This is a genomic window from Dorea sp. OM07-5 (assembly GCF_003481355.1).
Taxonomy (GTDB): Bacteria; Bacillota; Clostridia; order Lachnospirales; family Lachnospiraceae; genus Dorea_D; species Dorea_D hominis.
Genome location: NZ_QUKZ01000015.1, coordinates 1 through 12,115, shown reverse-complemented (window position 1 = coordinate 12,115; position 12,115 = coordinate 1). Strand labels below are relative to the sequence as shown.

General features: G+C 39.7%; 14 protein-coding genes and 1 pseudogene. 4 read left to right on the top strand and 11 right to left on the bottom strand.

Annotated features, from left to right (window positions below):
• Positions 1 to 6: 6 nt before the first annotated feature.
• From DXC04_RS12445 to DXC04_RS12410, 7 genes are all read right to left on the bottom strand, one after another.
• Positions 7 to 1,146 (bottom strand): iron-containing alcohol dehydrogenase, encoded by a 1,140-nt coding sequence (locus DXC04_RS12445; RefSeq protein WP_118661155.1) that lies wholly within the window; start codon positions 1,144 to 1,146, stop codon positions 7 to 9.
• A gap of 161 nt (positions 1,147 to 1,307) precedes the next feature.
• On the bottom strand, positions 1,308 to 1,598 hold the full coding sequence (locus DXC04_RS12440; protein WP_118288648.1) for a sugar nucleotide-binding protein: 291 nt from the start codon (positions 1,596 to 1,598) through the stop codon (positions 1,308 to 1,310).
• A gap of 67 nt (positions 1,599 to 1,665) precedes the next feature.
• Positions 1,666 to 2,367 (bottom strand): gamma-glutamyl-gamma-aminobutyrate hydrolase family protein, encoded by a 702-nt coding sequence (locus DXC04_RS12435; protein ID WP_021860037.1) that lies wholly within the window; start codon positions 2,365 to 2,367, stop codon positions 1,666 to 1,668.
• Positions 2,368 to 2,391: 24 nt separating this feature from the next.
• The gene (locus tag DXC04_RS16225) at positions 2,392 to 2,553 is read right to left on the bottom strand and encodes a hypothetical protein (RefSeq protein WP_243060538.1); all 162 of its coding nucleotides are present in this window, start codon (positions 2,551 to 2,553) and stop codon (positions 2,392 to 2,394) included.
• A gap of 162 nt (positions 2,554 to 2,715) precedes the next feature.
• Entirely contained in the window at positions 2,716 to 3,003 is a 288-nt protein-coding gene (locus DXC04_RS12425; protein ID WP_021860039.1) for a hypothetical protein, read from the bottom strand.
• Positions 3,004 to 3,289: 286 nt separating this feature from the next.
• Positions 3,290 to 4,366, bottom strand: a complete 1,077-nt coding sequence (locus tag DXC04_RS12415; RefSeq protein ID WP_118661153.1) for a M42 family metallopeptidase — start codon at positions 4,364 to 4,366, stop codon at positions 3,290 to 3,292.
• 12 nt (positions 4,367 to 4,378) lie between these two features.
• Positions 4,379 to 5,140 (bottom strand): creatininase family protein, encoded by a 762-nt coding sequence (locus DXC04_RS12410; RefSeq protein ID WP_118520405.1) that lies wholly within the window; start codon positions 5,138 to 5,140, stop codon positions 4,379 to 4,381.
• A 524-nt stretch (positions 5,141 to 5,664) separates the two neighbouring features.
• Between DXC04_RS12410 and DXC04_RS12405 the strand changes: the two genes are divergently transcribed.
• Both DXC04_RS12405 and DXC04_RS12400 read left to right on the top strand, forming a co-directional pair.
• Complete coding sequence (locus DXC04_RS12405) at positions 5,665 to 6,693, top strand: DegT/DnrJ/EryC1/StrS aminotransferase (RefSeq protein ID WP_117538002.1); 1,029 nt, start codon at positions 5,665 to 5,667, stop codon at positions 6,691 to 6,693.
• Positions 6,694 to 6,704: 11 nt separating this feature from the next.
• The gene (locus tag DXC04_RS12400) at positions 6,705 to 7,463 is read left to right on the top strand and encodes a GntR family transcriptional regulator (RefSeq protein ID WP_117538001.1); all 759 of its coding nucleotides are present in this window, start codon (positions 6,705 to 6,707) and stop codon (positions 7,461 to 7,463) included.
• 107 nt (positions 7,464 to 7,570) lie between these two features.
• Here the strand turns inward: DXC04_RS12400 and DXC04_RS12395 are convergent, their stop codons facing one another.
• Positions 7,571 to 8,002, bottom strand: coding sequence for a 2'-5' RNA ligase family protein (locus tag DXC04_RS12395; protein ID WP_242992958.1), 432 nt, complete (start codon positions 8,000 to 8,002; stop codon positions 7,571 to 7,573).
• A 352-nt stretch (positions 8,003 to 8,354) separates the two neighbouring features.
• Positions 8,355 to 9,650 carry an aminotransferase class I/II gene (locus DXC04_RS12390; protein WP_021860044.1) on the bottom strand — a complete coding sequence of 432 codons (1,296 nt, stop codon included), beginning with the start codon at positions 9,648 to 9,650 and terminating at the stop codon, positions 8,355 to 8,357.
• 359 nt (positions 9,651 to 10,009) lie between these two features.
• On the opposite strand from DXC04_RS12390, the pseudogene DXC04_RS16300 reads away from it, so the two are divergent.
• Positions 10,010 to 10,138, top strand: a pseudogene (locus DXC04_RS16300) (hypothetical protein); the annotation flags it as partial.
• Positions 10,099 to 10,245 carry an IS3 family transposase gene (locus DXC04_RS16220; protein WP_226976841.1) on the top strand — a complete coding sequence of 49 codons (147 nt, stop codon included), beginning with the start codon at positions 10,099 to 10,101 and terminating at the stop codon, positions 10,243 to 10,245. The pseudogene DXC04_RS16300 and the gene DXC04_RS16220, both read left to right, overlap by 40 nt.
• A gap of 113 nt (positions 10,246 to 10,358) precedes the next feature.
• Here DXC04_RS16220 and DXC04_RS12380 read toward each other — a convergent pair whose 3' ends face one another.
• Together DXC04_RS12380 and DXC04_RS12375 are read right to left on the bottom strand one after the other, a co-directional pair.
• Positions 10,359 to 11,423 carry a coiled-coil domain-containing protein gene (locus DXC04_RS12380; protein ID WP_117538080.1) on the bottom strand — a complete coding sequence of 355 codons (1,065 nt, stop codon included), beginning with the start codon at positions 11,421 to 11,423 and terminating at the stop codon, positions 10,359 to 10,361.
• A gap of 130 nt (positions 11,424 to 11,553) precedes the next feature.
• Positions 11,554 to 11,847 (bottom strand): MGMT family protein, encoded by a 294-nt coding sequence (locus tag DXC04_RS12375; protein ID WP_330426472.1) that lies wholly within the window; start codon positions 11,845 to 11,847, stop codon positions 11,554 to 11,556.
• Positions 11,848 to 12,115: the final 268 nt, after the last annotated feature.

Genomic DNA, 12,115 nt, shown 5'->3' with positions numbered 1-12,115 from the left:
GCAGCATTACATCGCTTCTATATAAATCTCCCGCACTTCTTCTTTTGTAAATACTCTCGGGTGATTATTAATGCTTGCAAGAGATACCTTGAATGCATTCTCTGTCATCCAGTCTACATCTTCCATTTTTACACCTTCGTTGCCCAGAGATGTTTTAAGTTCCAGCGTTTCCAATAACTGCTCTAAAATATCAACCAGTTCATTTTCATCTTTCCCGCCGAGAAGTCTTGCAATTTCAGCAAATTTTTCCGGTGCTGCCGGAATACTCTTCTTATAAATAACCGGTGTCAACGCCGCAAGTCCTCTTCCATGAGTAATATTTCTAAGCCCGCTTGCCGGATGTTCCAGGCCATGAGGTGCCGCAACTCCTGCCTGATTGATCACCATTCCGCCATAAGTACTTGCAAGTGAAATCGCTCCCCACGCATCTTTATCTTCATAATTTTCATAGGCTTTAACCAGATTTTCACCGATCACTCGAATTCCTTCTTTTGCAAATAATTCCGTTACCGGCGCACATGCTTTGCTTAAATATGCTTCCATACAATGGCAGAGCGCATCAAAGCCAACCGATGCCAGAACTTTCTTCGGCATTGTCATCATCAGTTCCGGATCAATAACAGATGCTTTGGCAATCACAGAATAATCCCGCAAAGACTTTTTGTCCTTCGTCTCATCATCTGTCAGCACTGCAAAACAGTTTCCTTCACTTCCGGTTCCGCAGGTCGTCGGTACAAGAATCAACGGCAGTGCTCCTTTACCAGTCTTTTTTCCATAAATATAATCAAATATTTTTCCTTCATTTAATGCTGCAAATGCGATGGATTTCGAACAGTCCATAATACTTCCACCACCCAGACCAAGTACTGCCTCACAGCCATTTTCACGTGCAATCTGTGCTCCTTTTTCTGCCGTAGATGCAAGTGGGTTTGGTTCCACCTCGTCAAACAGCAAATGCTCCAGGCCTTCTGCCTCCAGCAATTTTTCTACGCGATCCAGTAATCCGGAACGCTTTGTACTCCCACGTCCGGTTACGATCAACACTTTTTTTCCGTATTTTTTTACTTCTTTTCCAATGCACTCTGCTTTTCCTGCTCCGAAAATCAAATGTACCGGTAATTCATACTCAAATGCTTTCAGTTCCATATTCTCTCAACCTTTCTTATTTTAAATAAAAAAGCTACAGCATCTCTGCCATAGCTTCCTCGCTTCCAGTTAGTTTCATTCTATCTGTGTCTTTTCTGTTTGTCAACTGATTTTTGATATACCAAGTTTCTTCTTTGTTTTTTCTGCAGTATTTTTCGTCATTATTCCATTCCTCCTGTCTCATCCAGATATTCTTTCAAAGCTGTCTTCCAATCTTGCGGTTCCTCGATACCTGTGAGACGGAGCATCATATTATCCAAAACGGAATAAGTCGGGCGTGCAGCGTCTTCCTTTACAACCGGATACAATTCCAGTTCTCCTGTCTTTCCTGTAAGACTCAGGATCGTTCTTGCAAACTCATATCTGCTGCAGCTTCCCGGGCACACTACATGGTAAAGACCATACTCTTCATTATCAATAAAATGACGGCCTGCCTCCTGGTAAGCCGTCAAACACGTTGTTCTTCTACTTCTTTACAACTGTAAAGTCAAGATTTTTCTATAAAATTCTACTTCTCATCTATATTGAATCAACAAAAGAGCATATAATCTTTCGGTTGTTTTCATCTTTCTGATATAAAAATTCAGGATGCCACTGAACACCAACTACATATTTACGATCCGGCATATAAATGCTCTCGATCAAGCCGTCTTCTGAAATTGCCATTTGCTTAAATTGAGGCGATAATTTTTTAACTGCCTGATGATGGTAGCTGTTCACTTTCATTTGCTCTTTACCTAAAAGATCATAAAGCGGGGTATCTTTTTGTATTGTATTAAAATGTATCATTTCATTGTATGACGGTTGTATACGATGGTCGAGATCACTATCATATTCCGACTTCAGGTCTTGATACAAAGTTCCCCCGTAACAGACATTCATTAGCTGTATACCACGGCAGACACCTAAAACAGAACGGTCTTTTTCGACTGCTTTCTTTAAAATATACTGTTCCATTTCATCTCGTGCCTCACACAAAGTTCCACACCATGGTTTTTGCTCCTCATTATAAATAGAAGGCGCCACATCCGGTCCTCCGGTTAATAAGAATCCACCGCATATTTCAAGGAAATAATCTAACTCATTATGGTTACTTGTTAAAGGAAGTAACATAGGTATCGCATTTTCTGCTTCCAACATTTCCAGATAATCCGGCTGTATCCAATAACATTTCTTTTCTCTATCATACAGTGGCATAACACCAATTACTTTTCTCATCATTTTCTTCCTCTCAAATACATACTTTTACAGGCTTTGGTAAACGAACAGGCGATTCATTCCCTCCTGCCAGGGATACTCAAAAGCTGCTGTTTTATAATCACTCAATCTTGCCGTTTCCGTTGCAAATTGAATACCGACTTTTGAGGCATCAATTCCCAATATTTTATGTGTAGGCTGATACTGCAAATATTGAAATGAAATATCTCCGGTACCACGGCCAAAATCCGGTACATTCTTTGAAAATCTGATTCCACATTTCTGTTTCTCGCTCTTATGCTTTGTCCAAAGTCATGCCATCCCCTTTTAGTCCTGCATATGTTGCATTGTTTCTAATAATTTAGCACTCTGTCAAAATCCTATAAAAAATCTCAAGCAACAAATCAAGTCATAAGCAATCAATCCAACTAATACAATACTGATCAATCCATTGATTATCACTATTGCTTTATTTTTTCTTGATATAATAAGACTGATAATGTTTAATGCTACCGCGAATCCACTTACAAATGGGTATATGAAAAACCCTGAAACTGGTGCCAGCCATATTAAACAGGCAATTATTTCTACAAATATCGAAACAATTGTCAATGCAATAGAAATTCTTTTTTGTTTTGTATTGCGAATTTCTTCTTCCATAGTTATCTTTCTCACCTCCAGTTTCGTCCATATATTATATCGTTTTATGAACGATTTTTCCACTATTTTTATGTATTACTTTTCTTGTTGTCTTATGATTTCTGATAATATCGACAGCAACTTATCCTTGTATCATTTTATCCATTTCAAACACATAGACTTCGGATTTTGACATCATTTCTTTCACTAAATAAAAAAGGATTTTATGCAGTTTCTGCTTATCTCAGCTCCTGCATAAAATCCAGAATTTCTTTTACATATTATATGTAGTACACATTATAGATTTTTAAAAACTCATAATCTGTTCTTCGTCAAGTCTTTTAAGAATTTCGCATGCCAGCTTAACAGCATTATCAAAGTCGGCATAAGCTGAAATTCCATAATGCGTATGTGCATAGCGAACCGGAACTCCGATAACGATAACCGGAACTGCTTTTTCAGTCAAATGTATAGCTGCACCATTGGTTGAACCGGCACTACGAACTGAATCCTGAACCGGAATACCAAGCTTTTCTGCCAAATCCAACGCATATCTTTGATAACGTGGATTCGTGATCATACGGGAATCAATGTGACGCAGCATCGGTCCGCGCTTGATAGCTGTCTGAACCATATACTCTTCAACACAAGTATCATCTGCCGGGCATCCTTCAAAAACAATTGCAATATCCGGCTTAATCACCTGTGCTGTCACGGTAGCACCACGTACACCAACCTCTTCCTGTGCTGCACAAGCGCCAACAATATCCACATTCAGATCCTCACCAGCCAGTGTATGCATAGTCTTAAGAATTGCCGCACATCCCAGACGGCAGTCAAAGCTCTTGCCCACCATCAGATCTGTGTTTTCTGAATATGTAAATGTCACATCCGGCACTACCGGTTCACCGATACGAATGCCGAACTTTTCAATTGCTTCTTCTTTAGAAACAGCACCAACATCTACTGTGATATCTTTCATATCCAGAGGTGCTTTACGCTCCTGCTCTGTCATGAAATGCGGAGGCTTGCTGGCAGTAAGACCTGGAATATATTCTCCGAATCGGTTGCGAACCAGGACTTTATGAGCCGGAATATTGTGGTTAACCCATCCTCCGACCTGAATAATGCGAAGTGTTCCGTTCGGGCAGATAGCCTGCACCATAAAACCAACCTCATCACTATGTGCGTCAAGCTGAACAACCGGACGTTTACCATTATTTTCTTTACGGCGGATATATAGATTGCGCATGCGATCTTCTTTAATTTCTCCAAGTCCTTCTGCGTAAGGACGAATCGCTGCAACCACTTCATCTTCGAAACCGGATGTACCGTTTGCATTTGAAATTGCTGCAATCATTTCCAGCGTCGTTTTTTTATCCATTTTAATACCCCTTTATGAAAGTTCTACTTTCTTGAATTCTTCCATGAAATCAACAATATAGTTTGCTGTAGTCTCAAGCATCTCCTTGCCCCACTCTTCTGTAGCGGTGCTCGGATGATCTGGTCCAATCCATCCACTGTCTGTTACGTTCGGAGTATGACGTACAATATCAACGCTAACTCCCTTGAACTCAACAGAACGGAAACCGGTTGTCTTCAGATTATCAGTCAGGTGCTTAAACTTAAGTTCCCCACCGATCTCACTCTTATCAACTAGAGACGGATCGATTCCAAGAATTGCAGCTGTTTCCTCACCGCCGCCATGACCGCCTTTCCATGCTGGGTTCATATCCCATGCCATCAGCCACCAGTTAAGCATAGCAACCAGACAGCCTTTATCTTCGAATTCCATGCCAAGGCGATCAATCATCTTAACGTTTCCGCCATGTCCGTTCAGGAAAACGAATTTTCTTGCGCCGTGACGATACAGACTCAGGAAAATCTGTCGGCAAAACTGATAGAGTACTTCGCCGTCAATATCAATTGTACCCGGATACGGAGCTAAACTCTGACAGGAACCGTATGGAATAGTCGGAGCAATCAAAACATCACTCTTCTTTTCAATTTTCTCTAACAAATGATCCGGAATCAGTGTATCGGTTCCAAGCGGCATGTGACGACCGTGACACTCAATACTACCGATAGAAATAAGTACCATATCATTTTTTTCAAAATATTCTTGGGCTTTCGGCCAAGTCAAATCTGTAAGTCTCATAGTTTTTTTCCCTTTCACATATAATAATTATTCTCTTCTGAAAATCGGACTATCCGGAAACCGGACAGTCCGACATCCGTTCGTTACTGTGCTACTTTAACTTTATCCAGGCTGTAGTGTCCGTTATTATCCCCATTTCGTAATATCCAAACAGATACGCCTATAATTTTCGAGCCGCTCTTGATAAAATAAGTATAGTTTAGGCAAATAGGATTGTCAACAATTTCGAATTGATGTTAACAACAAAAAAATGTCAGTATTTTTGTTGATTTTCACCATATTTTTTTCTCTAAACAGTGTTTTTAAAACTTTTTACAACTGCATAACATGCTTTTTTATGCTTTTGTACCAATTTTTCAAAACAATAATTGTTAATAATGTTATTATGTGACTTTTCATGTATTTTTTTGTAAAAAAATAATACTTTCGCTTTTGTTAACAATCCACTATAATTGTAATTAGTTTTTAGATAACGGACAAAAGACACCCGTATAACTTTTTTATTAGTAAGGAGGAAACAAAACATGCGAAAAATTGGCGGTTTATTCAACTATGAACCAAGCAAACCTATCGAAAACGGATACTTTTCACGTATCTGCTCACCTAATGATGATTTGGCATTTACCATGTCTGGACGATGCGGTATCTATTATTGTTTACAGGATATTGCACTGCACGATACGCGTAAAGTAGCATATGTGCCTTTGTATACCTGTGAGACAGTCCTTGCTCCTTTTGAGAAAGCCGGATATCAGCTGAAATTTTATGAGCTGGACCAGGATTTGCACAGTATTTTCGATACTTCGGTTATCGATGAAATCAGTGTTTTATCTCTTTGCGGCTACTATGGCTTCTGCAACTATGATCACGACTTTGTTAAAGCCTGCAAAGAAAAAGGAGTTGTAATTTTTGAAGATGTAACTCATTCCATGCTCTCAGCTGACGGTATCGATCCTCTCTGTGATTATTTTGCCGGAAGCTTCCGAAAATGGATGGGGGTTGATTGCGGTGGATTCGCCGTTAAACGAAACGGAACCTTTGAAACTCCTCTTCTGCCAGTAGAAGCAACACATCTTAAACAGCGAAAAGAATACTACGAGACAGGAGACGGCGATGTTTTCTGGGAAGGCGAGCTGCGACTTCGTCAGATATTTGACAGCTTTGCCGGAGATGATAATTCAGAATATCTCCTTCGCCATGCTGACTTTGATTCCATTTGCAAGACAAGACGTGAAAACTACGCTGCACTTTTAGACGCTCTTACCGCACCTCTTCATGGTGTGCAAGTAGTCTTTCCTGAACTTCCAGAGGCTACTGTTCCAAGCCATTTCTGCCTATATGCCGAAAATCGTGAGAGATTTCAGCAATACCTGACAGATCACCAGATTCGCTCGACTGTCTACTGGCCAGTGGGACCGCTGGTTCATCCACTGCCAGATTCATCAGAACAATACATTTATGACCATATTGTATCCGTTCCTTGCGATCAACGCTTCACACCTTCTGATATGCAGTATGTTGCGCAAGTTTTAATGGATTATTCTGAAAATTAGATGAGGTAAATATGCAGGAACAACGAAAAGCATCAAACACAACTACATCAGAAATTGTTCTTGAATCTCTGCGGGAGCAGATTATTAACGGAACCCTTCAGCCTCAGGAAAAACTGGTAGAGGCTGAAATTGCCCAGAAATTCGGACTCAGCCGAGGTCCTGTGCGCGAAGCACTTCGACAGCTTGCCGTCGAAGGTTTAGTCGATTACTGTCCTAACAAAGGATGTACAGTCGCATTGCTTTCTCCACAAGATGCGTATGAAGTCTTCTTTTTACGTGGCAGCCTCGAAAAACTGGCAATTCAAAAAAGTAACTGTCGACTTAGTGATTATAGTCTCCTGATAATGGAAGCCAGCATTGAAGAATTTCGAAAGGCTGTTCTCGAAGGTAATACCATGAAGGCCGTTCACGCAGATGAGATATTTCACCAACAGATCATTCGCTCTGCTCAGCTTGATCGATTGACCAAAATGTGGGAGCTTCTAAGCCCCCTGAATGGTGCCATGTTTCTCTCGGTTCAAAATGCTAATCACTTTGGACAGTTAAACGGAGATGCTGAAACGCTTCAGAATGCTAAATGCTTAGAACCAAACACTCCGGATTCACGCACCTCTCATAACGGAGGTGCTGCAGTATGGACACACCAAAGCCTGTTGGAAGCCATCCGAAGTAACGACCTCCAGGCAACCTGTGCTCTTCTGGATCAGCATTATGAAGAAACCGGCAGACGTGTATACAGACTTTCACTCATGAAAGAACAGAGCTTTTAATTCGTTTCATTAACATTCAAGAGGGCCTGGAATTATTCCAGACCCTCTTGAACTTTGATTATCCTTTACAGCTGTGAAGTCAAGATTTTTCAATTGTGAAATAGTTTTTATAATAATGTAAACTTAGTTACATCTTCATGTGGATTTACTTTTGCCAAACCAATCTCTCCAAATCGTGCTGTAAATGGTATGAATTTTTCCTGCATCGTCTGAAATGCCTTCTGCATCTGCACTTTATCCAATGTTTTTCCAAGAGTTATATGTGGCAGCCATGAAAAAGGCTTATAATATTCACTCAACGTTGTCTCGGGAATATCACAAAATGCTTTATATATTTCCCCAGACAGATCAAACAGCTTCTGATTCATCACAGGCGTTGCATACAGTACATACGGAAACAGCTGTCCAATCGAAACAACCTTCATGTTCCCTGCACACAATTTTCCATTCAAATCTTCAAATGCCGGCTTCAAAACATTCACATTTCTCGCCTCAATCGAAGCAATTGTCATATGTGGCGGTACTTTATTCTCAATCATAAAATAATTGCCTGATTTTTCTGCAATTCTGTCTATATACCGCTGCAATATTTTATTTGTTTTCTCGTCAAAATAAATAGAAATAAGATACATGTGTTTTCCTTTAAACTATTTTTCATCACTTTATCGACTTTATTTGCTCCCATAGATTCATAGTTTCGAATCCATTGTTGGACAGATGCGAGACTTACATCAAGCATATCGGTAATTCACCGTTGGCTTTCTTTTCCATCCAGATATAGATTTACAGCATATCACACTAAAGTGCGATGGTTCTTTTTTACATATATTGAACAGGAGACTAATCATTAGTTGATCAGCCTCCTGTTTAAGAACGACACAATATCAAAAATTAGATACCCAGTATATTAGAGAGAAGTTTATCGATACTGACGAGTTTTACACTAAGAGTAAAGATCTCGCATGCCGTTTTCAATTCTTCTACTGTCGGATAAGACGGAGCAATACGGATATTGCTGTCTTTCGGATCTTTTCCATAAGGGAAAGTTGCACCGGCATTTGTCATGACCAGACCTGCTTCTTTTGCCTTGGCAACGATAGCTTTGGCACATCCTTCCATAGAATCAAAGGAAATGAAGTAACCGCCACGTGGAGCCATCCAGCTTCCGATTCCAAGACCGGATAATTCGCGATCAAGAGAAGACAAAACCATGTCAAATTTTGGCCTAAGGATATCTGCATGGCGTTTCATATGCTGAACCATACCATGGATATCTTTAAAATATCTTGCATGTCTTAATTGGTTAAGCTTGTCATGACCGATTGTCTGGATACGCATCTGCTTACGGATGTCTTCGAGGTTTGCATCCGATGCGGCAATAGCACCGATACCGGAACCTGGAAAGCTGATCTTGGAAGTAGAAGAGAACTTGTAAACCATATCCGGGTTGCCCTCTTTCTTACACTCCATCAGAATCTCAAGCAGGTAATCCTGCTTATCTTCATATAAATGATGGATTCCGTATGCATTGTCCCAGAAAATACGGAAATCTTCAGCAGCCGGTTTTAATGCTGCAAAACGGTGTACTGTTACATCTGAATATGTGATACCCTGCGGGTTGGAGTATTTTGGTACACACCAGATACCCTTTACGGCAGGATCATTATTTACATATTTTTCAACAAGATCCATATCAGGACCGGTTGGAGTCATTGGGATATTGATCATTTCGATTCCAAAATATTCCGTGATAGCAAAATGTCTGTCGTATCCAGGAACCGGACAGAGGAATTTTACTTTATCAAGTTTGCACCATGGTGTACTGCCCATCACGCCATGTGTCATGGAACGTGCAATGGTATCATACATAATATTCAGGCTGGAATTACCAAAGATAACAATATTGTCTTTTGGTACTTCCATCATATCAGCAAGAAGCTGTTTGGCTTCTTTAATTCCATCCAAAACACCGTAGTTACGGCAATCAACTCCTTCTTCACAGACAAGATCAGATTCACTTGTCAGAACATCCATCATTTCCATGGAAAGATTTAACTGTTCGGTGGAAGGTTTTCCTCTGGACATGTCAAGATTTAATCCTTTTGCTTTGATTGCTTCAAATTGTGCGTCGAGATCGGATTTTATTTCTAATAACTCTTCTTTTGATAATTCTTTATATGGTATCATTGTCATGCCCTCCGTTATAATTTTTGTAGACTTTTATTATTTTACCATATTTTGACGTTTCGTCAATGCGTTCTTGCAAAAAACAAAAAGAAATATTGAATTTCCGTAGAAACAAAAAAGAAAATTGAAACATTTTCCACTCTGTTATTCAAAAAATGAAGTGAAAACGATATGATAAAGGTGTTGCGGAATATGTAGAAATAAATGAAAAGACTGTCAGGGGAAAAAAAACAGGAAAGTGATATGCTCCCTTCTAGGTAGACAAGTGAAATAATAAAAACTTGTCACTTAGGAGGGAGCATATTTTATGTCTAAAAGAAAAGTATCTGTTGAGGATAAGATAATATGCTGTAAATCTATATCTGGATGGAAAAGAAAGCCAACGGCGAATTGCCTATATGTTTGATGTAAGTCTCGCATCTGTCCAACAATGGATTCGAAACTATGAATCTATGGAAAGCGATTCACTGATAGAGGTACTCTCGTAAAAATGATTGAAGATTATATAGATTACTATAACAATAAACGCTTACAAAGGAATCTCGGAATTTTAACACCAATGAAAAAACACGAAATTTACTTGCAAGCTGCATAAAAACTGCCAGCAGATAAATTTCTACTGGCAGGAAAAATTTATATTTTTTCAATTGTCTACTTGACGGGGAGCAGCTTAGTGTACGACAGTCCTTTTCTCCGTCGTTATTTCATTTACCAGTCTGTATAAAGATCGATGTTTCCTCTTCCACTTCCAGTATCGTATACTTTACCAGGTCCCAGAGACGTTTGTACAACCGTTCCTTTCGGATAATCATCACTTGCTAAAACAATATAATTGCCTGAGTCACGAATCGTTCCGTCACTTGCAATATGACGTCCAGGAATGCCTAATCCACCGCCTGGAAGAACACGCTGGGAATAATATGTCTCTGTATGTCCATTGTACGTTATACGCCCCTTCTGCGGCGTCAGACCGCCAGATGGGATAATATAATTGCCATGATGAACTCCGGAACCGCCTGTCGTATTTCCTCCGGTATTACCGCTGTTATTAGACGAAGGTTTTTTATTGTGTTTTTTCGTGCTGGATTTCTTTGAAGTAGACTTCTTCGCAGTCTTTGTCTGCTGTGCCTGCTTCTTCTTAAGTTCTTCCTGTCTTGCCTGCTCCGCACGTGCGGCCTTAAGCTTCTTATTAAAATCATTCAGATCCGTCGATGTCGCATCTGCTTTGTTTTTTAACTGCTGTTCTTCGCTGTCCATCTGACTCTTGAGATCTGACAGTTCCTGTTGTTGTTTCTTCAAATCTTTTTCCTGCTTTTCGATTCCCTTACGCACCTTAACTATGTTCTCGAGCATGTTACGGTCATACTCTGTAACATTCTCTATGAAATCGGCTTTATTAAGGAAATCAGCCATACTGTCAGCTTTCAGAAGTAACGTAAGCATAGTAGAAGAACCATTCTCATACATATACTTAATACGAGTCTTCATGTTCTCATACTGCTTCTCTTCATTGTTATAAGAAATCTTCAATGATGCTTCCAGTCTGTACACTTCATTATCCGACTGATCGATCTTCTTCTGTGTAGCTGATATCTTATCACTGATCGCTACCAAATCCTGGTTCAGTCCATCCAACTGATTTTTAAGATTACTTGTCTTATTTGCAAGATTGTTAACTTCTGAAGCCTGTACCGGTATACTCGGTACGGCAGTCATTAATGCACATGCTAATGCAACTCCGCATCGAATATGTTGTTTTCTACTTCTTTTCATAAAATTCATCCTTTTAAAATCTCTTGTTATCGAACCAATTTATGTATTATAACCTATTTTCCCGAAAACTGCAAGTTTTACAGAATTCGGATGCGTTTACACTGAAGCTTTTTACTCTTCCAGATTCCACTTACATTTCCGCATGTCTATGTATCCATTTTTCTTGGAAATAACACCTACTTCTTCCAGAAGCTCTCTGCATATGCCAGCCCGGAGCTGTCCTTCCTGCATGTTTTACCACTCTGTGACACGGATAATCTCCGTAATCCCCCGCCTCGCTTAGCACTTTTCCAACCAGTCTTGCATTCTTTTCCCGTCCGATCAGGGCGGCGATCTGTCCATAGGATGCTACCTTTCCTTCCGGTATTTCTTCCACTACAGATAGGATCTCGTAAATCAGTGATTCAGCTAATATCTTTTTCATATCTTCCTCAATACTCTCGTAATCTCCTTTCATTCTGCCTAAATCTTTCTTACATTTTAATATGATCAAGCATGCTCACAAATACGGATAAGTTATTGATTTCTATAATTTCTTTCTATAACTTATCCCTATCATAGTTTGAGATTTGAATAGGAGATTTGTAATCGAACAGATAATTTCCTCCTCGCCATAACAAAAAAAAGACCAACAATCGTTGATCTCCTTACTTTTATATACCTTCAAAACTGCATACAAGAAATACTTCATC